The 22,358-nt window shown below is 48.5% G+C and carries 22 protein-coding genes and 1 riboswitch; of the genes, 11 read left to right on the forward strand and 11 right to left on the reverse strand.

The annotated features are described in order from the left end of the window. Positions 1-7: 7 nt before the first annotated feature. On the reverse strand, positions 8-751 hold the full coding sequence (gene minC, locus MEALZ_RS03185; protein WP_014147156.1) for a septum site-determining protein MinC: 744 nt from the start codon (positions 749-751) through the stop codon (positions 8-10). 250 nt (positions 752-1,001) lie between these two features. Continuing rightward, positions 1,002-2,579, reverse strand: a complete 1,578-nt coding sequence (locus tag MEALZ_RS03190) for an inorganic phosphate transporter (RefSeq protein WP_046060957.1) — start codon at positions 2,577-2,579, stop codon at positions 1,002-1,004. A 292-nt stretch (positions 2,580-2,871) separates the two neighbouring features. Continuing rightward, positions 2,872-2,971: riboswitch (TPP riboswitch) on the forward strand. A gap of 28 nt (positions 2,972-2,999) precedes the next feature. Between MEALZ_RS03190 and thiC the strand changes: the two genes are divergently transcribed. Both thiC and MEALZ_RS03200 read left to right on the forward strand, forming a co-directional pair. Further along, positions 3,000-4,868, forward strand: coding sequence for a phosphomethylpyrimidine synthase ThiC (thiC, locus tag MEALZ_RS03195; RefSeq protein WP_014147158.1), 1,869 nt, complete (start codon positions 3,000-3,002; stop codon positions 4,866-4,868). A gap of 425 nt (positions 4,869-5,293) precedes the next feature. Further along, positions 5,294-5,719, forward strand: coding sequence for a BLUF domain-containing protein (locus MEALZ_RS03200; RefSeq protein ID WP_014147159.1), 426 nt, complete (start codon positions 5,294-5,296; stop codon positions 5,717-5,719). Positions 5,720-6,366: 647 nt separating this feature from the next. Here MEALZ_RS03200 and MEALZ_RS03205 read toward each other — a convergent pair. Next, the gene (locus tag MEALZ_RS03205) at positions 6,367-7,497 is read right to left on the reverse strand and encodes a toxic anion resistance protein (protein ID WP_014147160.1); all 1,131 of its coding nucleotides are present in this window, start codon (positions 7,495-7,497) and stop codon (positions 6,367-6,369) included. A gap of 26 nt (positions 7,498-7,523) precedes the next feature. After that, positions 7,524-8,456, reverse strand: a complete 933-nt coding sequence (locus MEALZ_RS03210) for a 5-bromo-4-chloroindolyl phosphate hydrolysis family protein (RefSeq protein WP_223842342.1) — start codon at positions 8,454-8,456, stop codon at positions 7,524-7,526. A 515-nt stretch (positions 8,457-8,971) separates the two neighbouring features. Between MEALZ_RS03210 and MEALZ_RS03215 the strand changes: the two genes are divergently transcribed. The 5 genes from MEALZ_RS03215 (at position 8,972) to fliW (ending at position 11,599) form a co-directional block, all read left to right on the forward strand. Beyond that, positions 8,972-9,559 carry an MxaK protein gene (locus MEALZ_RS03215; protein ID WP_014147162.1) on the forward strand — a complete coding sequence of 196 codons (588 nt, stop codon included), beginning with the start codon at positions 8,972-8,974 and terminating at the stop codon, positions 9,557-9,559. Next, positions 9,559-10,425, forward strand: a complete 867-nt coding sequence (locus MEALZ_RS03220; RefSeq protein ID WP_014147163.1) for a vWA domain-containing protein — start codon at positions 9,559-9,561, stop codon at positions 10,423-10,425. The genes MEALZ_RS03215 and MEALZ_RS03220 overlap by 1 nt, the downstream gene beginning before the upstream one ends. Before the next feature lie 12 nt (positions 10,426-10,437). Further along, complete coding sequence (locus MEALZ_RS23690) at positions 10,438-10,563, forward strand: hypothetical protein (RefSeq protein ID WP_269844357.1); 126 nt, start codon at positions 10,438-10,440, stop codon at positions 10,561-10,563. Between the two features lie 237 nt (positions 10,564-10,800). After that, the gene (locus MEALZ_RS03225; RefSeq protein ID WP_014147164.1) at positions 10,801-11,052 is read left to right on the forward strand and encodes a hypothetical protein; all 252 of its coding nucleotides are present in this window, start codon (positions 10,801-10,803) and stop codon (positions 11,050-11,052) included. Positions 11,053-11,137: 85 nt separating this feature from the next. Beyond that, positions 11,138-11,599 (forward strand): flagellar assembly protein FliW, encoded by a 462-nt coding sequence (gene fliW, locus MEALZ_RS03230; RefSeq protein ID WP_014147165.1) that lies wholly within the window; start codon positions 11,138-11,140, stop codon positions 11,597-11,599. A gap of 924 nt (positions 11,600-12,523) precedes the next feature. On the opposite strand, the gene panD is transcribed toward fliW, so the two are convergent. The 5 genes from panD to pcnB all read right to left on the reverse strand — a co-directional run bounded on the left by panD (position 12,524) and on the right by pcnB (position 16,743). Continuing rightward, a complete protein-coding gene (panD, locus tag MEALZ_RS03235) occupies positions 12,524-12,904 on the reverse strand; it encodes an aspartate 1-decarboxylase (protein ID WP_046060959.1) in 381 nt (126 codons plus the stop codon). A gap of 256 nt (positions 12,905-13,160) precedes the next feature. After that, positions 13,161-14,012, reverse strand: coding sequence for a pantoate--beta-alanine ligase (panC, locus tag MEALZ_RS03240; protein WP_332881501.1), 852 nt, complete (start codon positions 14,010-14,012; stop codon positions 13,161-13,163). Between the two features lie 2 nt (positions 14,013-14,014). After that, positions 14,015-14,833, reverse strand: a complete 819-nt coding sequence (gene panB, locus MEALZ_RS03245; protein WP_014147168.1) for a 3-methyl-2-oxobutanoate hydroxymethyltransferase — start codon at positions 14,831-14,833, stop codon at positions 14,015-14,017. Further along, the gene (gene folK, locus MEALZ_RS03250; RefSeq protein ID WP_014147169.1) at positions 14,834-15,334 is read right to left on the reverse strand and encodes a 2-amino-4-hydroxy-6-hydroxymethyldihydropteridine diphosphokinase; all 501 of its coding nucleotides are present in this window, start codon (positions 15,332-15,334) and stop codon (positions 14,834-14,836) included. A gap of 14 nt (positions 15,335-15,348) precedes the next feature. Next, entirely contained in the window at positions 15,349-16,743 is a 1,395-nt protein-coding gene (gene pcnB / locus MEALZ_RS03255; RefSeq protein WP_046061335.1) for a polynucleotide adenylyltransferase PcnB, read from the reverse strand. A 324-nt stretch (positions 16,744-17,067) separates the two neighbouring features. On the opposite strand from pcnB, the gene MEALZ_RS03260 reads away from it, so the two are divergent. Next, positions 17,068-17,247: a hypothetical protein gene (locus MEALZ_RS03260; RefSeq protein WP_014147172.1), complete on the forward strand. Its 180-nt coding sequence runs from the start codon at positions 17,068-17,070 to the stop codon at positions 17,245-17,247. Continuing rightward, on the forward strand, positions 17,216-17,704 hold the full coding sequence (locus tag MEALZ_RS03265; protein ID WP_014147173.1) for an RDD family protein: 489 nt from the start codon (positions 17,216-17,218) through the stop codon (positions 17,702-17,704). Before MEALZ_RS03260 ends, MEALZ_RS03265 begins: the two co-directional genes overlap by 32 nt. A 266-nt stretch (positions 17,705-17,970) precedes the next feature. On the opposite strand, the gene lptG is transcribed toward MEALZ_RS03265, so the two are convergent. Both lptG and lptF read right to left on the reverse strand, forming a co-directional pair. Then, entirely contained in the window at positions 17,971-19,038 is a 1,068-nt protein-coding gene (lptG, locus tag MEALZ_RS03270) for an LPS export ABC transporter permease LptG (protein WP_014147174.1), read from the reverse strand. Beyond that, complete coding sequence (gene lptF / locus MEALZ_RS03275; protein WP_046060961.1) at positions 19,035-20,105, reverse strand: LPS export ABC transporter permease LptF; 1,071 nt, start codon at positions 20,103-20,105, stop codon at positions 19,035-19,037. Before lptF ends, lptG begins: the two co-directional genes overlap by 4 nt. Positions 20,106-20,379: 274 nt before the next feature. Here lptF and MEALZ_RS03280 point away from each other — a divergent pair, with 274 nt between their 5' ends. Further along, positions 20,380-21,867 carry a leucyl aminopeptidase gene (locus MEALZ_RS03280; protein WP_014147176.1) on the forward strand — a complete coding sequence of 496 codons (1,488 nt, stop codon included), beginning with the start codon at positions 20,380-20,382 and terminating at the stop codon, positions 21,865-21,867. Continuing rightward, entirely contained in the window at positions 21,855-22,307 is a 453-nt protein-coding gene (locus MEALZ_RS03285) for a DNA polymerase III subunit chi (RefSeq protein ID WP_332881497.1), read from the forward strand. The genes MEALZ_RS03280 and MEALZ_RS03285 overlap by 13 nt, the downstream gene beginning before the upstream one ends. The last annotated feature ends 51 nt before the right edge of the window (positions 22,308-22,358 follow it).

Raw genomic sequence — 22,358 nt, forward strand, 5'->3', positions numbered from 1 at the left:
CGTGAAATTATAAATCCTGAATGATTAATGCCAAATCATTGAGATAGATTTGGACCGGTTTGTTGCGTACCGACTCATCCAAATCCTCGCTTATTTTATAATTACCGGCAATGGAAATGAGTTCGGCTTGTAAATCAGTGCAAAAAATTCTGGCCTCGGTGTTGCCTTGAATGCCCGCCAATGCTCTTCCTCGTAAAGTTCCATAAACATGAATATTACCTTCGGCCATGATCTCGGAGCCTGCGCTGACTTGGGACAGCACGATCAAGTCGCCGTGCGCGTAGATTCGTTGGCCGGAGCGGACCGGGTGCGTAACAATCCGGGTAGTGGGTTGCTCCGATGTTTCTGGTTCGGGTTCCGGTTCAGGTATTATTTTTTCGAGTTTTTGAGCGGTATCTTGATGGCTAATGTTTTGCTGGGCTGAAATTTTTGGAATATTTAATGTCAACGCGGCTTCATTCTGCTCATGTAGGCCGCCGCGGATACCTATCGGAAGAAGGGCTAGTTCCCTTAATAATTCAATGCATTCGGCTACGTTCAGGCTAAGCGATTGCTTATTCAGTTCCTGTAGGTCGATGAGTATCGGGGAGTGTCTAAAAAACTCAGGCGCTTGATTGATTTTTTGTTGTAGCTGATGCTCGATAACAGTCAGGTCATGTGTATAAGGAATTAGGACAGGCACTGAGAATGTACTGCTCTTAAACTCCAAAGCAGGTTTTTGATAAGGTGTGTGCTGAGGCTCAGTCGACATCCGTACTCTCTGCTGTTAAATCGCGGGTTTCAAAAAGGATTTTAACATTGCTTTCACAAAAAAGCATTTTTCCAAGAATTTTAATGTTAATTTTTTGCAATGTGATCGAGTGCTCGGTATACGCCCATCAAAGATCAAAATTCGGTGTCTCCTCAAGCGAGGCCGAAACTTCAAGTGCAAAGGTTATGTGACGGGAAATTCTGCCTTAGCCGACACGCTTTTCAGTCTAGAGGAAAGATTTTCCCTATAATTAAGGAAGCATGATCCCTCTGATCGTAAAAAACAATAAACCGCCGAGTATTCCCGATAGAGGAACGGTAACTAGCCATGCAGCGGCGATTTTGTAGAGATGAGAGCGTTTGACAAGCTCTTGGCGATAGACTTTTTTCAGCGATTTGCGTTCTTTTTTAGTGAGTAGGCTGGTGTCGCTTTGTAGTTTGGCTTGTCGTTTTAGCTCCTTAAGCATTTTCCCTTTTTTGGCGATGGATGCTTTTTTAAAGGCATTCAAAAATTCGGCGATTTTTTCAGGGTCGTTATGCTCGTGGTGAGCGCGGATTTCTTCCATTCTTTTGGCATTGCTGTGTTTTAAATATTCCCTTAAAAAGCCGACGCCGAATACCGCGCCAACTGCAGTATGGGTGGAACTGATGGGGAGCCCCATTTGACTGGCGAATATTACGGTAATGGCAGCCGACATTGCTATGCAAAATGCGCGCATTTTATCGAGCTCGGTAATTTCGCTTCCTACGGTTCTAATTAATTTAGGGCCGTATAAGGCAAGCCCTATCGCTAAGCCGGTGGCGCCAAGTATCATAATCCAAAGCGGAATAGATGCTTTATCGCTGACGCCGTGCTGAAAAATCGCATCGTTTATGGCGGCGAGAGGGCCGACCGCGTTGGCGACATCATTGGCCCCGTGGGCGAAACTCAACAAGGCGGCGGAAAAGATTAAGGGTAAAGTGAATAAATTATTAACACTGGCCTTGCTAGGCTCAAGATGAATAGATGCCTTAACAATGCGAGGTTTGACGATAAGAAAAATGACAATGGCGAAAATGAGGCTGATCGAGGCGGCGATCGGGAAATCGACTTTAATGATTTGTTTTAGGCCTTTCATGATCAAATAGGTTGAAAACGCCCAAGTCATCAACGCGATCAATACCGGGACGACCTTTTGTGCCGCTATCAGCATATTCGGTTGATAAGTGATTTTTCGCTTGACCACATATAAAAAAACGGCTGAGAACAGACCTCCCAAAACCGGCGAAATGATCCAGCTGGCTGCGATTTTTCCCATGATCGGCCAATTAGCGATTTCAAATCCGCCAGCGGCGATTCCTGCGCCTAAAACGCCTCCGACGATAGAGTGAGTTGTCGAAACCGGTGCATTGAGCGAGGTCGCCACATTCAACCAAATCGCTGCAGCCAGTAGTGCCGCCATCATCAGCCAGATAAAAGTATCGGAGTCGCGAATCAGTTGAGGGTTGATGATGCCGTCCTTGATGGTCGTAACTACGTCTCCGCCGGCTATTAGCGTGCCGGAAGCCTCGAAAATAGCGGCAATGGCAATGGCGCCGGTCATCGTCAGCGCTTTCGATCCGACTGCAGGGCCGACATTATTGGCCACATCGTTAGCGCCGATGTTCAATGCCATGTAACTTCCGAAAACAGCGGCGATAACCAGCATTAAGTGTCCTTCGACGTGTTCTTTACTAATTAAATAAAGAACAACCAAAAGTATAAATGCAAGCCCTAGGCTAAGGCGGATCAAGTCTTTGCGAGCCGACGAACTGGCTTTGTTGATTTGATTGAGGTCGTTAAGATCCATGTAATATATTGGTAACGAAATAAAAGTGCGCATTTTATCCTATTGGTCAAGTCATTGCTGCTTTTCCAAGTGAAATCAGGATAAAGATTTCTACCTTGACCGAAGCAAGTCGAAATGTTTAGGGCAAAGCGAAAAGTCGGGAATGGTTTAAATTACTCGTCCCGCAGAAGGAGTTAATTGTCGGAGTCAAGAGGGGATGTTATTCGAACCTATAAAATACAGGGGGGTCTTTTCTGGCATAGGTGTTTTCAGGCTTGCAATCTTGATAATTATCCTTTAGTTTAGACCTATACCGTAAGGCTAGGGGTGCTCCGATGCGAATTGGGGCTGAGAAAAACCCTTTGAACCTGACTCCGGCTAATACCGGCGTAGGGAAGCCAACTTCCCTGCGCCTCGTTGATAATATTTCAGGAGAAAAGCGTGAGCGCAGTCCGCCAAGAAATTCCTTCGACTACTGTCAGTAGTGTCAAAATCGATCCTTATCCGGCATCGGAAAAAGTCTATGTACAAGGCAGTCGGCCTGATATCAAAGTGCCGATGCGCAAGATTACGTTATCCGATACTCCCGTGCATTTCGGTGCTGAAAAAAATACCCCCCTTTACGTTTACGATACTTCAGGTGTGTATACCGACCCTAATGTCACGGTCGATTTAAGAAAAGGCCTGCCGGTGGTGCGTTCCTCTTGGATTGAGGAGCGTGGCGATACCGAGTTGTTGTCAGGCCCGACATCAAAATTCGGTCATGAAAGATTGCATGACCCCGAAACAGCACATTTGCGTTTCGAGCTTATTCGTCAGCCAAGACGTGCCAAGGCCGGTGCGAATGTTTCGCAAATGCACTATGCGAGAAAAGGCATCATAACGCCGGAGATGGAATACATCGCGATCCGCGAAAACCAAAAAATGGAAGAAATGCGCGATCTATGGAAAGATCAGCATCCCGGGCAATCTTTCGGCGCATCGATTCCCGATGTGATTACGCCTGAATTCGTACGCGACGAAGTGGCGCGCGGACGGGCGATCATTCCAGCCAATATCAACCACCCCGAATTGGAGCCGATGATTATCGGACGCAACTTTTTGGTCAAGATCAACGGCAACCTCGGTAATTCGGCGGTGACTTCCTCCATAGAAGAAGAGGTCGAAAAAATGCTTTGGGGCATTCGCTGGGGCGGCGACACGATCATGGACTTATCGACAGGTAAGAACATCCATGAGACCCGCGAATGGATATTGCGTAACTCGCCTGTGCCGATCGGAACCGTACCGATTTACCAGGCGCTGGAAAAAGTCGACGGCAAGGCAGAGGAACTGACTTGGGAAATTTACCGCGACACGTTGATCGAGCAAGCCGAGCAGGGCGTCGATTATTTCACGATACATGCCGGCGTGCGGTTGCAGCATGTGCCGATGACCGCCAAACGTATGACCGGGATTGTGTCTCGCGGCGGTTCAATCATGGCCAAATGGTGCTTGGCGCATCATACCGAAAGCTTCCTCTATACCAACTTCGAGGAAATCTGCGAAATCATGAAAGCCTACGATGTTTCCTTTTCGTTAGGTGACGGTTTACGTCCCGGGTCGATTTACGATGCCAACGACGAAGCGCAGTTCGCCGAATTGGAAACTTTGGGCGAATTGACCAAGATCGCATGGAAGCATGACGTGCAGACGATGATCGAAGGACCGGGTCATGTGCCGTTGCACATGGTCAAGATCAACATGGAAAAGCAGCTTGAAGACTGTCATGAAGCGCCATTCTATACTTTAGGTCCGCTAACGACCGATATCGCTCCTGGCTACGACCATATAACCTCGGCGATCGGTGCCGCGAACATTGGTTGGTACGGTTGCGCGATGCTATGTTACGTTACGCAAAAAGAACATTTGGGTTTGCCTAACAAACAGGATGTCCGCGAAGGTATCGTGACTTACAAAATTGCCGCGCACGCCGCCGATTTAGCTAAGGGTCATCCGGGCGCTCAAGCACGCGACAATGCAATGTCGAAAGCCCGCTTCGAATTCCGTTGGGAAGACCAATTCAACATCGGCCTCGATCCCGAGCGCGCACGCGAGTTTCATGACGAAACGCTGCCGAAACAATCGGCCAAGATTGCCCATTTCTGTTCGATGTGCGGACCGCATTTTTGTTCGATGAAAATCAGCCAGGATGTGCGCGACTACGCGGCTCAAAAAGGGGTGAAAGAAGAAGAAGCCCTGTTGATGGGAATGGAAGAAAAATCCAAGGAATTTCTTGAAGAAGGCGCGGCCATCTATCACGAAGTTTAAGCGTCGAGAACGCATAAAAATGCCAAGGATGGCGCCCGGTATAAGTTTCCGCGCTCCAGCGTGACAATGCATGCCGAGTTTTCTCGGCAACAAAGGTATGAAGTTCTATCCATGGAGGCTTGACGGCAGCTCGAACGCAAAGGATGGCGTGTAGTAGGGCAATGCAGGAGCAATTGCCGAGGAGCAAAATATCTGCCCTGCTGCCGACATCCTCGCCAAGCATGCCCCCTCCCCACACACTCTTTTTGATACCCAAATTGGGAATTGCTGAAGAAACCCATAGAGAAACGCGGGCGGTAGCGGTATATGTCAATGATTTTAAGACACCAACCCATACTTTAAATAAGGGAATGCCTGGCAATGAGAAGAGTCCTGGGTTAAACTCGCCACTTGTTTGATGCGTTAAGTTGTTGCGAGAATTGTTAATGCCGCTTTATTGTTTGGTTTATACCAGCGTTTCAAGTCAGGAAATGTCCGATGACGACTTGAAAGCCTTGTTAAAAAAATCAAGAGAAAAAAATAAAAAATTAAATATTACCGGCATGCTGCTTCACCTTGATCCTTTCTTTATTCAAATATTGGAAGGCGAGGAAAAAGTCGTGATGGACTCGTTTAACCGCATTAAAGAAGATTCAAGGCACCATAAAGTCTCGGTTATTTACAAGAAGCAAATTAAAGAGCGTGCTTTTTCAGATTGGACGATGGGCTTTAATAAAGTTAGCGATGAAGAGTTAGAGAGCCTTGACGGCTGTTTCGACTTTTGGGAACAATTAACGCCTAATTCCTTGACAGGAGCATCCGGCGATATTGAGCGTTTGTTGGAAATGTTCAAAAATGAAACCTTGTTCTAGTGGATCTATACCTTTCGCACTTCAAATTTTGGCAGTGCCAGAGGAGGCGCCTGGGTGTCCGGTAAAGGCTTTGCCAGCCTGGAGCTGGCTAGAGTCTACAGGGATGTATTCACCCAGCACCTAAATTCCATAATCCATTGTCTATGGTTAACTATCTTGGATAATTTAGGTGCTGGGTTCACGGCGGTCCTGTCAAGCGAGTTACCGAACCCTCAACTAAACGCATAGTTCCAGGGCGTTATTTATTACGAAATCCTTAACACCCTCGGATATCCCAGACCTAACGCAAGGTGATCCGCGTAGGGTACGCTGTGCGTACCATGGTAGCCCTGCGATGTTCATGTGCCAACCGAACCGCCAGGGCACGGCTTTGGTACGCGCAGCGTACCCAATTTATGTATCCCTTTCGCACTTCAAATTTCGGCAGTGCCTGAGGAGGCACCGGGGTGTGCGGCAAAGGCTTTGCCAGCATGGAGCTGGCATAGAGCCTACAGGGATGTATTCACGGCGTCCTTTGACGGACACACCGGCGCCGAATTTTGATCTGCGATGGGTATATAACGATGAGCGCTCCGGCGTGGGAATGCATACCGGTGTTTCCCTGTCGGCATGTGTTTCGTGTTTGTACTTGGGTTCCCACGGAGCACTCAGCTCGCCGTCTTGCTCTGAGCGGAACTGAGCGTTTTGCGTAGTTCATCTTCGCATTCCTGCAGTTGAACGACCGCTTCGCGGCGCATTTTTTTGCCTTGATCGGCAATTTGCAGGCTTTCTTCGATCGTCTCGATCAGGGTGCGATTGGCTTGTTTGATCGTTTCAATATCGAATACGCCGCGTTCGATTTGTTTGCGCGTTTCGGCGTTGGCTTGCTTGAGCGTTTCGGCGTTGGCGGTTAGTAAGTCGTTGGTCAAATCGGTCGCCGCTTTAACGGTCTGCGCGGCTTGAGACGAGCGGAATATGGTGACGGCGGTCGCCAATTGTTGACGCCATAAAGGTACTGTGTTGACCAGCGTCGAGCTGATTTTGCTGACTAGGCCTTTATCGTTCTCTTGTACCAGGCGGATGCTGGGTAGGCTTTGCATCGAAACCTGGCGGGTCAGGCGTAGGTCGTGAACGCGGCGTTCGAGATCGTCGCGGGCCGAGCGCAGGTCGCGCAGTTGTTGCGCGGCGATGATTTCTTGTCCGGTTTCGGCTTGTTGTTGCCGCTGCGGAATGATTTCTTCATCGAGCCTGCGTAATTGTTCTTCGCCGGCGGCGATGTAATCCTCGAGCGTGTGAAAGTATTCCAAATTGGCTTGATAGAGCCGGTCGAGCGATGTGATGTCGGTGAGTAGTTCGGTTTTGTGGCGCTCCAGCTTGTCGCTGATCGTATCGATTTGTTTACGGACTTCTTCGTATTGCTGCAAAAACTTAACGACGGGTTTGGCTTTGCCGAAGAGTTTCGCCATAAAGCTCGGTTTTTTGTTCGGATCGAGATCGTCGACATCGAAGCCGCGTAGTGTCGCGACCATTTCATTGAGGTCGTTGCCGGCCGGGCCGATGTCTTTGTTTTTGACGCCGGCGAGCATGCGGTCGGAAATCGATGTCAGTTGTTCTTGGGCCTTGCTGCCGAAGAACAGTATCGAATGGGTATCGTTTATGTCGATTTCTTGTAGCAATTGTTCGACTTGTTCCCTTTTTTCCGGCGGGGCGGCTTGATAGGAAATGATGTCTGTCGACATTCCGGGGATCGGCTCGTTCGATTCTGTTGCGGTCGCTGTAGATAAAGGTTGATCAGTCATGGGGGTACCTGTGTTGTCAGAAAGCATTACAGTATGCCTTCCCGTTTGAGTTGCGCGGTCAATACCTCGATTTTGACATCGAGATCGAAAATGTCGTCTTCAAGCAGTTTTTGCTGTTGTTCCAGAAACGATGTTTCGATCGTTTCGAGAACATTGCGAAAGCTTTGTTCCAATTGGGCGGGTTCTAGTTGGCCGAGTTGGAGTTGACTATGCGTTTTGGCATAACCTTCGGTAACTTGCATCGCGCCGTCGAGATAGACATTGAGAAATTTTCGGGCCCTTCGAAAATCGCGCGGATCGGCTTCGATTTGGGCGATTATGTTGTCGGCGATTTCGCAGATTCGTTCGATGCGGTTATTGAATTCGTGATTGCGGATTTTGCTGCCGGCTTGCTCGATACGCCGAATCATGGCGTGAGATTCGGCAAGCGCTTTGCCGAGTTCTTCGCCCGAATAGCCCTGAGCGCCTTGTGTGCTTTTGGCTTTGGGGTCGAAACCGTAACTTAAAAACATGCCCAAAAACGCTCCCCCTGCGTATGCTGCCGCGACCGGTAAGGTTTGCCGTGCGCCGAGCCAGGCAAGCATGCCTGTCGCCAATGCGGTAATGATAGCGGCAAGCAATTTTAATGGATACTTCGTCGGAGGGGCCATCGGTCTTTGTTGATGGCGCGCTTCGGCTTGAAGCCCTTTACGCAAACACCAGGCCGAGAATAGATACAAGGTATAAGCCGTGGCGTTGATGAGGATCGCGGTCAAATTGCCTTTGGCCAGCGCAATCACGATTGCCGGCAGCAAAGCGATCGGCAGAAAATAGAGCAGCAAGCCTCTTGGTGAGTATTTTTGCAAGGAGTCCGAGGTAAAGCGCTTGGGCTTTCGAAAGTTGTGGCTTTGCGTCATTGTTTGGATTGCGAAAGCAGCAGTTGATCGAATACCGGTTCGGCTTTCAGCATTGATTGACACGTTGCCAAGCCTATTGTTGTCAGCAGCAACACGAATCCGAGTAATTTTCTGAAGAAACCTGACATGAACAGCGACTCCGCATGGGTAAACGGTATCAGTTTAACTTAGCCGGTAAGTTGCTGACAAACTCCGCGGTATATTAGATTTCCGCGAGTCTTTGCCAGGCTTTTGACGGTTCGCCGATTTAGCGGTTTTTCAAACCCTAAATCTACAGTAGAATGCCGAAAAAAAGGTATACCTTTCGCACTTCAAATTTCGGCAGTGCCTAAGGAGGCGCCGGGGTGTTCGGTCGATTTTTGCTCCTCGGCAATTGCTCCTGCATTGCCCTAATACACGCCATCCGTGGCGTAATGCAAAATCGACATTCACGCCATCCATGGCGCTCGCAAAGGCTTTGCCAGCATGGAGCTGGCATAGAGCCTACATGGACGTATTCACGGCGTCCTTTGACGGGCACCCCGGTGCCGAATTTTGATCTACGATATGCATACCGCCGATATCGAATTGACAAGCAAATGATGCAGATATTTAAACGGCCGAAAAAAATAACGCTTTGGAATTCCTATCACCCGGTAGGTGCTTGGTTGCTGTTGTTTGTGTTAGCGGCATGGTCTGTGCGCGAACTCACTGAATTGCAACAGCTGATGAAGTTCAATGCGATGATTCGACAACCTGGCACGATTGCCCTTGCCGGCGACAATTTGCCGCCCGAAGTGATTTTTGCCAAAGCCGTTGAACTCAATAGGGAAGGGGATTTTCAACAAGCCTTGCGGCTTTATTTACAAATAGAGCCGCTTGTCGATACCGATTTTCGTGTCGACGTTAAATATAACATGGGCACTATTTATTTGCAGCAGGCGGCCAAGTTATGGAATGCCAAGGGCGTTTGGGAATATGGGCAAATCAATACGTTGCTGGATCTGGCCGAGCAGGCCTTTAAGCAGGTATTAGCGGTCGAGCCTGAGTATTGGCAGGCGCGCTACAATCTTGAATTCGCTCTGCGCATTCGTCCGCCTGCCAAGGAGGCGGAAAAAGCCGACTGGCAAGGTCATAAAAGTAGCGTGCATGCGATTATGCCGGGTATACCGGAAGGCGGGCCTTAATGCTGCTTAAGGATAAGCGTCTTTGGTTGTTGATGTTGCCCGCTGTCTTGCTGGTACTTGCTTTGTTTAAACCGACCATTCCGCTTCGCAAGGACAGCTATAATCTGATTTTTGTTATCGATATCACGCAAAGTATGAATGCGCGCGATTACCATGTCGACGACATGCCGTCGGACCGTCTTTCCTTTGTTAAGGAGAGCCTGAAAACGGTGATTTCGGCTTTGCCTTGTCAATCGCATGTGGGTTTGGGTCTGTTTACCACAAAAAATAGCTTTTTGTTGTTCGAGCCGCTCGAAGTGTGCGAACACTACTCGGTCATTGAAGAAAGTCTAATGAAAATCGATTGGCGCATGGCTTGGGCTGCGGATAGTCATATCGCTAGAGGCTTATATACGAGTCTTCGCGAAGCCGCAAAAATCGATTCGAGTCCCAGTCTGGTTTTTTTTACCGATGGGCAGCAAACGCCTGAGTCTGTCAAAGAGCCGAGATTTCTGCTTGAGCGAGGCAAGGTTAGAGGCTTGTTGGTCGGGGTCGGTAATCTATTGCCGGTTCCGATTCCTAAATACGACCAAAACAATATTCAAACCGGCTATTGGCAAGTCGATGAAGCAGATAGGCGTATTCGCAAAGGGCAGGTTTCATCGGGAGAGTATTTGACGTCGGTTCAAGAACAGGTTCTGCAGCGCTTGGCGGGAATTACAGGCCTGCACTATCATCATCTGGAAACGCCGGAGCAGCTTAGCCGGGCATTGCGGGCCGTCGATCTTCGTCAACAGCAAGTGGTTCGCTACGAATTAAGCTGGATTTTGGCTCTCATCGCATTGATGATTTTTAGCGGTCCTTATTTAGGATTTCGTGATAAATAACTTATTGAAATCATGGGCTTTCTGGCTGGTTCGGTGACTCGCTTGACAGGGCGCCGTAAATACATCCTTGTAGGCTTGGCGGCGGCTTTCCCTGCCGCCGACACCTGTCAATCGAGTTACCGAACCCGCCTACCCTAAGTCAAATAATAGGGAAGTTATTTATAACCAAATCCTTACCTGTTCGGCGCCTCATTTGGGGTGGCGTCAGCCGGTATCGGACGGGAGCTAAAAAGAAAAAGCGGGGATAGTCAGATGACGAAAAGTTGGCGTTCTTTCTGTTTGTGATGAGGATTATTGTTTTTATCAATAGGTTATAAGGTTTGTTTTTATTTGGCTTTGTTATTGCTTGGTAATAACAAACTGTCGGAGAATTGTATGAAACCCATAATCGGATTGATAATGACTTTGCTAAGCGCGGTCAATTCCGGCTGTACCGGTAATCATCGGGGCGAGTCTGCAGGCAGTTTGCCTGATCGGGAGCAGACGGTCGGGTTTTTTAGCAATATCCATACATTTATCAGGGATACCGAGCGAGGCGTTTATGATTTAATGTATGGCATCCGCGACGGAACCGACAGCTTTATTTATGATGCTCAAAAAGACTATTACGAAAACTATCAAAAATGAAGGCGGCGTTGTTTTCGTTCGTTACCGATTAATCGATAGTGTGGTCTATACTTAAAGGCTATTTTAAATTCAACAGGCAATAATCATGGAAATCAAATCAAAATTTCTTGGCGAACAACGCGTCGACCCCGATACTATCATCGTTTTTCCGAAAGGCATTCCCGGTTTTGAAGATCAAACCCGGTTTAAGCTTTTCCATCAGGAAGATAATCCGATTATTTTTTGGTTGCAATCCGTCGATGACGAAGATTTGACGTTTTCCGCGGCTAATCCTGTCGACTTCAATATCAATTACAGTTTTATTTTGGCTGACGAAGAGCAAGCCTTGCTTGAGTTGAGTAGTCCGGACGAATTAGCTGTACTGATTTTATTGCACACCGACGAAAATAACGAAGAGCTGGGTAAGCCTACCATCAAAGGTTCGATCAAATCGCCGATTCTGATCAATGTCAATTCGAGAAAAGGTATTCAAAAAGTATTGGTTCAAGTCGAGCAAAGCATCACCTTGACCGAAAAAAATCATGAAATCGACTTTTCGGAAGCATAGATAAGGCTTTATCCTAAATTCTGTAGTTCAACCATGAGTCTATTAAGAACGAGCATGAAATAACTTAGATAACTGTTGGAAGGGGGCTGGTGGCTCGATTGACAGGTGTCGGTCTCAGGACGCCGGATCTTCCGGAGTGTCTTTCCCAAGCTGGGGCTCTCACCGTTATACATGAATTGTAGGGTACGTACGCTGCGCGTACCAAAGGCGTGCTCTGGCGGCTCGGTTGGCACATGAACATTGCGGGGTTGCCATGGTACGCACAGTGTACCCTACGCGGATCGCCTAGCGCTAGGTGAGGGATAGCCGAGTGTGCCAAGAACAATAAATGGTATTGAGGTCTCATTGGCTAAGATTGCAAAAAGGTAATTTTTGACTTATGTATACCCGTCGTAGATCAAAATTCGGCGCCTGGGTGTCCGCTAAAGGCCCAGCACCTAAATTATGCAAGATAGTTACCATAGCCAAAAGGCTATGGAATTTAGGTGCTGGGTGAATACGTCCATGTAGGCTCTATGCCAGCTCTATGCTGGCAAAGCCTTTATGAACGCCATGGATGGCGTGAATGTCGATTTTGCATTACGCCACGGATGGCGTGTATTAGGGCAATGCAGGAGCAATTGCCGAGGAGCGAAAATCGACCGGACACCCAGGCACCTACTCTGGCGCTGCCGAAATTTGAAGTGCGAAAGATATATAGCGATGAGAGCTGGAGCTTGGGAAAGAGCGTGATACGGGTTGGTCGTTTCTAGCTTGATGCGTATGGTAAACGAACCCGCTTGCAAGGCTCATTGTTTGGGGGGGGGTACAGTGTTCGCACATCAAGTTTCGGTTTTTTATTCCCTCTTCCTAGCCTTTTCCCGGAGGAGAGAAGGTACTGAAGTACCGAAATTTGATGTGCAATAAGTATGTTTGGCGCCGAATTTAAGCCGACTGAATAGGAATGATATGACTGGATCGAGTGATTTCGTTTTTGTTATTGAAATAGAGCAAGGTAGGCTTGTAATCGGCTAGCTCTTGCTGGTCGAGGATGGCGTAGGCGCAAACGATGATGATGTCGCCTGGGCAGGCTAAACGAGCCGCCGCGCCATTAACCGAGAAAATGCGCGATCCAGCCTCCGCTTTGATTGCGTAGGTTGTAAAGCGTTCGCCGTTGTTGATATTGTAGATTTGAATCTGCTCATACTCCCTAATGCCGGCTCGATCCAAAATATCACTATCGATCGCGCAAGAACCTTCGTAACCTAATTCGGAATAGGTTACGGTGGCTCTGTGTAGCTTGGCTTTAAGCATTGTAGTTTGCATACTATTTACAAGATAAATTCTTTTAGAAACCGGGCATTATCGCTTAATAGAGAGTGCTCTTCAACTTATACTTCGCGCGGCCACATTTTCGGTTTTTTAACGCGCTCTTTTGTCCGGTAGCTACGTTGCGAAAACAGTTACATAGCTTGCTATGCGCCTGTTTTCGCGCCTTGCTACCGAACAAAATAGCATTGCCATAAAAGCCGAAAACATGACCGCGCGAAGTATAAAAATATCGCTTGAAGATTGCCCGCGGTCATAATGGCGTTTTTGAAAAATTAACATTATCGATCAGGCGAGTTTTCCCCAGTCTTGCAGCCGCAAGTATAACCAACTCCATGTCATCGGCGCCGGCCGGCATTAAACTCGACTGACGGCATACCGAAAAATACTCGGGTTGTAATCCGGCTTCCCGCAATGACAGCATAAACCTTTTTTCCAGCGCCGGGTAGTTTTGTTCGCCCGCTAATATCCGATCGCGCGCCTGGCATAATGAACGATAAAGGGCGGGGGCTGCAAGTCTTTCATCCGCTAACAGGTAGCCGTTGCGCGAACTCATTGCCAAGCCGTCGTCTTCTCTAACCGTTTCGATGCCGCGAATTTCGACCGGAATGTTCAGGTCTCTGACCAATGCTCGGATTATGGCCAGTTGTTGAAAATCCTTTTCGCCGAAGAATGCCAGATCCGGTTGCACGATGTTGAATAACTTGCAAACGATAGTCGCGACGCCGTCGAAGTGGCCGACTCTTGTTTTGCCGCAATGCAAGTCCGATAAGCCGGATACGGAGATCGAAGTTCTGTGATTTATAAGATAAATTTCCGAGACCGAAGGCAAAAAAAGCAGGTCGGTGCCGATGGCATCAAGTTTTTTAGCGTCTTCCGATTCGGTTCTGGGATAGTGGTCAAAATCCTCGCCGACACCGAATTGCGTCGGATTGACAAAAAGGCTGACTACCACCTTATCGGCGCATTCCTTGGCTTTTTTAACCAATTGTAAATGCCCGTCGTGTAAGTTGCCCATCGTCGGTACAAAGGCCATGGAGTAGCCGGCTTTTCGCCACGGTTTTAGCGTGTCGCGCAATGCTTCGATTGTTGTGACTGTCGGCAGGCTCATTGAAAGCAGTGCTCTTCGCCCGGAAAGACGCCTTGCTTGACGGCTTCATGAAAATTTTTTATGGCCATTTCGATACTGGAGGCATCTTGCATGAAGTTTTTAGAAAAACGGGGCCGCTTGGCGATGCCGATATCTAAAATATCGTAAAGTACCAGGACTTGTCCGTCGCAATCGGCTCCGGCGCCGATACCGATTACCGGAATCGTCAATTGCCGGGCGATTTCTTCGGCCAGGATCGCCGGGACGCATTCGAGCACCAATAATGCCGCGCCGGCTTTTTCCAGTCGGCAGGCATCGGCAATCATTTGGTCGGCCGCAGATCGTTCGCGTCCCTGTATTTTGTAGCCGCCTAGGCGATTGATCGATTGCGGAAGTAAGCCCAAGTGCCCGCAGACGGGGATTCCGTTCTCGGATAAAAATTCGACCAGTTCGATTTTAGGGCCTTCTAATTTAACCATTTGCACGCCGCCGGTTTGCATTAATCGAGCGGCGTTGTCGGCTGCTTGTTCCTTATCGGCGTAGCTCATAAAAGGCATGTCGGCCATCACGAACGCCCGCTGTCGACCGCGAACCACGCAAGCGGCATGATAGGTCATGTCTTCGATGCCGACCGGAATCGTCGTCGTTTGACCTTGTATGACCATGCCTAACGAGTCGCCGACCAGGAGGATATCGATGCCGGCTTTATCGAGCAGTGCGCTGAAGCTGGCATCGTAAGCAGTCAAGCAACTGATTTTTTCGCCGCGCTGCTTCATCGACTGAAGGTCGGTGATAGTCAATGGTTTGGTTAGAGAGGCGGAAGAATAGTTATTCACTTAGGATAATCGATATAGGTCGTTTTTAGGGCATTTCGCGACTAAATCGGTCAGTTTACCGAGTCCCGGAATCGATAGATCCGGCGCGATTTCATATAAAGGATATAAAACAAAAGCGCGTTCGGCGATACCGATATGAGGAACGGTTAGGTCGGGAACTTCAATTTGCCGGTCCCCATAAAGCAAAAGGTCAAGATCCAGTGTTCTAGCTCCCCAGCGTTTGCCTGTTCGAGTTCGTCCTTGAGACTGTTCCACGGCTTGTAATTGTCGTAGCAAGTCGATGGCCGGCACTGATGTTGTAATGGCCATCACCGCGTTGACATAATCGGGTTGATCCTGAGGGCCCATCGGTGGGTTGCGGTAAAGGCTCGAAAATCCGGTTTCTTTTATATTCGGTAATGCCGCAAGGGTTTGTCTGGCTCTCAATAGTTGTTCTGCGGGCCGGTCGAGATTGCTGCCCAGACCGATAAAGGCCGTTACGAAGTCGTTGTTATTGGTCATAGTGGCTAAAAATCTTAGTCTTTCGCTGTATCGGCATTGCTCGGTTTATTGGGCCTTGGTCGCCTCCGCTTAAGCGGTTTGCGATTCGATTTTTGTGTCGGCTGAGTCATTTTTTTTTGTTCGGCTTCGCCGGCAGCTTGAAATTGGGTCCACCATTCGCCGAGTTCAGGATCCACGCCTTCCGTTTCAATGCGCAACAATAAAAAATCGTAAGCCGCTCTGAATCTTGGATGGTTTAACAAGCGATAGGGTTTTGAGCCTCGTCTTCGTGCAAATCTGGGTTGCAGGCTCCATACTTCGCGCATGGCTAAACTAATTTGACGAGGTAGCGAAACGCGCTTAACTTGCTCGGCAATCAGTTCGTTGGCGGCAACTTGAAAGGCAATATTTTCCGGAACGCCTTTTTCTATTTGCTCTTCGGCATAGGTTTTTACCGCGTCCCATAAAAACGCCGCAAATAAAAAGTAGGCGGTAACGGTCTTGCCTTCGGCGACTCGGGAGTCTGAGTTTTCCAAAGCCCTGACCAGAAAGAGCCTTGGAAAGCCTTGTTCTTCGACGGACAAACTGCGCTCGACCGCCGGGAATAAAATTTGAAATAAACCGTAATGGCGAAGCATTTCAAAAGTTTGTAAGGCATGGCCTGATAGAAATAGCTTTATTGCCTCGTCGAATAAACGAGCAGGAGGAATGTGATGCAGTAGCTCGGCAAGGTCGGTTATCGGTTTCTCGCAGTCCGGATGCAGGGTAAAGCCGAGTTTAACGGCAAACCGGATCGCTCTCAACATGCGAACCGGATCTTCCCGATAGCGGGTTTCGGGGTCGCCGATTAGGCGCAATGTTCCGGTCTTATGGTCGGCCATGCCGCCTACGTAATCAGTAACCGAAAAATCCCGAATATTGTAATAGAGCGAATTGACGGTGAAGTCACGTCGCCAGACATCCTCCTCAATCGTACCGTAGATATTATCGCGCACCAATCTGCCTTCATCGTTGAGCAGTAGGTCGTCGTCCGGGACTTCTCCGGCATTGCCTCGAAATGTGGCGACTTCGATGATTTCCCGCCCGAAATGCACATGCGCTAAGCGAAAGCGCCGGCCAACCAATCGGCAGTTGCGGAAAATTTTGCGTACCTGGTCGGGATGGGCATCGGTCACGACATCGAAGTCCTTAGGCTCTCGGCCTAATAATAGGTCTCGAACGCAACCGCCAACCAAATAGGCTTCAAAGCCGGACTTTTTGAGTCGGTATAGCACTTTCAAGGCATTCTCGCTGATTTGAGATCTTGAGATATTGTGCTCGGAGCGAGAATAAATCCTAGGTGCTTCCGGCTGTGAAACACCGTCATCTTTCGCCGGTATTAATGGGGCTCCGGTGCTCGAGGAAATGATTTTTTTAAAAAAGTTTAAAATGGCCTTTGTCCTTGGTAACTTATAACGAGTTAACTTTTTACGGAAACCGTCATCCTGTCGATGTTTGGTCTTATGTGTTGTATTATGATGACTGTTCACCATTTCCGGCTGAAAACAGCTCTATAACGCAATCATATCATTTGAAGCAATTCAAGCTCAATCCGCACGATTCTTTTTACTTTCCCCTTTTGAATATAGTAGAATTTCGGCCAACAATAAGTTGCGTTAGTATTTTGTTGTAAAATCGGCGGCGGTACTAGGCTTGGCGCTTTTCCGAGACAAACAGTTCTTGTTCATAAAACTTAAACAGCATTGAGGTATTTCATGTTCAAAAAGATCATCAGCGGCTTAATCGACAGGCCTTTATTAACCAGCCTTTTTGTAACGGACTTGACGATTTTGCTGTTTCACAGACCGCCTTTTATATTTTCATTGTTAATGCTCGGAGCGTTAACCGTAATGAGTATGTATTTTGGTCAAAAGCTGGCGCTGTTCAAGGAATAACGTTATTTTCGGCGACTCAATCAAAAAAACCGGCTGCTCCGAGATAAGGCCAGCCGGTTTTTTTCGCCGCATCGCGGCGCTGCTTTACGATGGTTTGCTTTTACTGGCGGTTCTTTTTGCGGCTACTGCCGTAGGTCTTCTTTTCAATCATGGCGAAGCATTCGCTTCGGATAATCTCTATTTTCACGCCTATCTAGTCCTGATTAGCTATTTTTTTTACGGCTGGTTTTGGACGCATGGCGGGCAAACCTTGGGTCTTAAAGCCTGGAAGCTCAAAATCCTTGCCGAAGACCGTCAACCCATCACCTGGACGCAGGCATCGATCCGATTCATTGGCGCAATACTGTCCTGGAGTGTTTTAGGGTTGGGCTATATTTGGGTGATATTTGATAGAGACAACCGGGCATGGCACGACCGGTTGTCGCGAACGGCGGTTTTTTTCGCCCCGAAGCCTTAACCTAACGTTCATGAAGGCCTGGCCATCGCCCCGGCAAATGAAAGTTCTCTGGTGGGGAGGGTACGGTCACTCGCCCGACAGGACGCCGTGAATACATCCCTGTAGGCTCGACGGCGGCTTTCCCTGCCGCCGACGCCTGTCGGTCGAGCAACCGCACCCTCTCCGGAACCGGCATTCGCTCTGTCGAGCGCCGTATATCGAAAAATTAGATAAAGGGTCTATATCTACGAACTTTCACAGTAAGGATTGCGTTTGACCAAAGCGCATTATCTTACCTTTCTGACCGCATACAGCGCCAATGAAAACACTACGGCACTCGGTAATACCGACATGAATGCCGGGTTTAAATGGTAGATCAAGCTTACATGACCGGTAATTTTATCGATAATGTTGAAGCTCATGCCGATAATGATACCGATCATCATTCGACTACCGGTACTGACGCCGCGTCTGACGCCAATGACAAAAGGCGTTGCTACCAGCAGCATTACGAAAATTACGAATGGATTGACAACTCGTCCCCAAAACGCCAATTCGAAGGTTTCGGATTTTTGTTTATTATCCTTTAAAAAATCGATATACAGGGCAAGGTCATATAAGGATAGGTTCTCTGGTTTAACGACGACGACATTTAATAGCTTGGGATCGATCGAGGATTTCCAGGGGCGGCTTTCGATTTGCTCCGTCTCGACTTGTTCTGTGGAAATGCTGCTTTGCTCGATGTTTTTCAATAGCCATTGCTTGTCTTGTTGAAAAAGTGCTTTACTCGCGCTTGTTGCTGTATGCAAAAAATTCCGGTCGTCTAAGTCGTAAATATAGATTTCGCTAAGATTGCCATCATCCTTGATTTCACGGACATTGATGAATTTCGACCCCTCTCGCAACCATAAGCCATATCGGCTTTGTGCGATGAAATCGCGGTCTAGGGCGCTCATTTTAAGAATGCGTGCATTGCGTTCGGCAGTAGGCGCGATAAATTCGCCGACCGCAACGGCAAAAACCGCCAGGATAGCACCCGCCAGCATGACCGATCTGACGATGCCGAGTACCGAAACACCGGAAGCGCGCATTGCGATCAATTCGCGGTTATTGCCCATCGCGCCTAAGACAAACAAGCTCCCCAATAAGGCCGAAGAGGGGACCAATTCGTAGAGAACTCTTGGACTGGTTAGCGCAAGATACTTAAAAATCTCCTGTAGTCCATAGCTGCCTTTGCCCAAAGATTTTAATTCGTCGGTGAAAGTAAACAGATTAAATAGCGTCAGTAGCAAGACCAGTGCGATGAGCGAACCCTTCAATACTTCTTTGACGATATAGCCGGTCAATACATTCACAATTTTACCTTTTCCTGAATTTTGATAAGCACATAACGCCAACTATAAAGTCTAACCAGTAACGCAACAGCCAGTATTGATAAGACTAAATCGACCCAAATTCCACCGAACCATAACGGTATTTTTTCTTTGACCAGCCAGCTATGATTGATGCGAGTTAGGTTGCCGTAACTGAAATATATTAAAAATGCCACGAACATATTGCCGTAAACGCCGCCCCTCGGGGAGATTTGTGCAAGCGGCACCGCAAGAAGCGCCAAAAAAACAATACCGGTAGGTATGCTGAGTCGCCGGTGCAATTCGGCCAACTCACTAGGGGCTTTGGTTTTCCACAATTCCTTGGTCGGCATGGCTTCTAGGTTTAGCACAAGCGCACGGTTTCTTTCTTCCAACCTGACCGCATATTCGGCGAATTCTTCTATCGTATAATTTGCTTCTCCCGGCTTGCCTAGGACTCTGCGGCCTTGCTCGAGAATCAAGTACAGGCCGCCTTCCAAGTCTTCAAAACGTCCGGTTTCGGCACCGATAATCGCGGTTTGGCCGCCTTTTCGGTGTTGCACGAAAACTTGTTGCATTATGTCATCGTCGTCAATTTGTTCGACATAAAAAACCAGGTCGCCATGCTGGTATTCGCTGAAGCGTCCTGCCGCAATGCCTCGGATATCGGCGGATTTTTCATCCTCGGCCATCATTTCCTTCGTGACGGTTTCGGCCCAAGGCCCCACATAAAACGATAAGCCGGTTGCAATTACGGCAAGCGGAAATGCCATGATAAACACCGAGCGATAAATCGATCCGGCTCCGCCGCCGGCGGAAAATATTGCCGACATTTCTTGATCTCGATACATTCGCCCGACCACCATCAATACCGCCATAAAAAATGCGGCCGGTAAAAAGGCAATTGAAGCCTCGATCATTTTCAAGCCCAGAATATTCATCAGCGTTTTGTTCGAAATGGCCCCTTCGATAGCCTTTTCCAGTATTCTGATAAAGCGCCGGCTGACAATGATTACGACGATAACCGACAGTACCGCCGTTAACGTTCGCGTTAAATCTGCCACGATCATGTTGTCCAGTACCGTGATTAGCGGCCTATGACGTGACTTGTACCCATTATTCCAATCAGTATTCAAAAAAACCGCTCCTAAAAATAGCTAAACACCCGTTGAAGCCGGCTCTTACGCCGATAGACAAAACCCTTATAATTCAGGCCATTTTCCACTTTGTAGAAAAATTGCTTGCTGTATAATCCATTATTAACGAAATTATGCTCGAAAGCGCTCTCAACTGCTTGAGGCTTATTATTTACAATTATTACACCTAATCAAAACATCGCACATTATGGACTATTCTATAGAAAGCCTTCCGTTAGACAAGCTGCAAACCGACTGCATTATTGTAGGTCTTTATGAAAATCTAGCGCTTACCGCGTCTGCGTCTCATATCAACCAGGGTTCGCAAAACTTGATAAGCCGATTTATCGAACGCGGCGATTGCAAGGGGAAAGTGGGTGAGACCGCTTTGATTAATTGGTTGCCGGACACTTCTTTTGCGCGCGTGCTGTTGGTCGGTCTTGGCAAGTCCGAAGAAATGAACGGTAAAAATTATCGTAATGCGCTGGCCGCCGCGATAAAAACCGTCCGTGACTCGGGATTGAAGTCGGCGGCCTGCACGCTGGCCGAAATCGATGTCAAAGACAGAGACTTGGCTTGGAAAACACGTCAGGTTATCGAAGTCTTCGATGATGCCTTGTATCAATTCAAGCATTGCAAGACGATTCTCGAAAATGAATTTAAGACCGATCGTATCAGTATTGTGGTTTCCGAAAATCAACAAGCTGAGGCCCGGACCGGTTTAGTACAAGGACAAGCCATTGCCGGCGGCGTTTCACTGGCTAAACAACTAGCGGATTTGCCGGGAAATATTTGCACGCCGACTTATCTGGCCGAGCAAGCGCAAAGCATTGCCGAACGCTTTACTTCGATGAGCGTGGATATATTGGAAGAAGCGGATATGGAAAAGTTGGGCATGGGGGCGTTGTTGTCCGTGTCTCGAGGTAGTCGTCAGCCGGCCAAGTTGATTGCGCTCAACTATCAGGGCGGTGAAAAAAACGGAAAACCGATCGTGTTGATCGGAAAAGGCTTGACCTTCGATGCCGGCGGTATCTCATTGAAACCGGGGCTCGGCATGGATGAAATGAAATACGATATGTGCGGAGGCGCGAGCGTTCTTGGAACTTTACAGGCCGCCGCGGAAATGCAGTTGCCGTTGAATATCGTAGGCTTGGTTCCTTCCTCGGAAAATTTACCGGACGGCGATGCGAACAAGCCGGGCGACATTGTGACGAGTATGTCGGGCAAAACGATCGAAATACTCAATACCGATGCAGAAGGTCGTCTGCTCCTTTGCGACACGTTAACGTATGCGCAAAAATTCGATCCGGATACGGTCATCGACATGGCAACTCTAACCGGAGCCTGCATTGTTGCGTTAGGGCGTGTGCCGAGCGGTTTGTTCGGCAATGACGATGCGCTCTGTAACGGTCTGGTTAAAGCCGGCGAGACGGCGAGCGACAGTGTTTGGCGCTTGCCGCTTTGGGAGGAGTATCAAGAATTGCTGAAATCCAACTTCGCCGACATGGCCAACATCGGCGGTAAGGATGCCGGCACGATTACCGCCGCCTGCTTTTTATCGAAGTTTGCCGAAAACTTTCGCTGGGCGCATCTCGACATCGCCGGCACGGCTTGGCGCACAGGGCTAACCAAAGGAGCGACCGGACGTCCTGTGCCTTTGCTGGCGCAATATCTGTTGGACCGATGCCGAGCCTAACCTGTGCGTCAATGCCCGATATCGGTTTTTACATCTTAGCGTCCCGGTCCGAACGCGATAGGCAGTTATTCGCTTGTAAACTGACCGAAAAAGCCTATCGTAGCGGGAGGCTTTGCTACTTATTGACCGAAGACCCCCAGCAAAGCGCGATGCTTGACGACCTGCTTTGGACATTCAGACCCGGCAGCTTTGTGCCGCATCAGTTATACGATGGCATGGCGCCCGATAAGGCCAATGCCGTCCTGATCGGGCATCTTGGCGTGCCCGACGATTGGCGCGATGTAGTCATCAATCTGTCGACACGCATTCCGGATAATTGGATGAATAGCGAACGCATCCTCGAAATATTGGACGATAGCGAAGAAAGCAAAGGCCCCGGTCGAATACGCTATCAACAATACCGTCAAGCCGGGCTATCCGTCGTTACGCATAAAATGTAATGCGCCGGGCTTCAGTGTCCAAGCCAACTTCTACCGATTTTTCTAAATACC

It is taken from the genome of Methylotuvimicrobium alcaliphilum 20Z (assembly GCF_000968535.2).
In the GTDB taxonomy this organism is placed as follows: Bacteria; Pseudomonadota; Gammaproteobacteria; order Methylococcales; family Methylomonadaceae; genus Methylotuvimicrobium; species Methylotuvimicrobium alcaliphilum.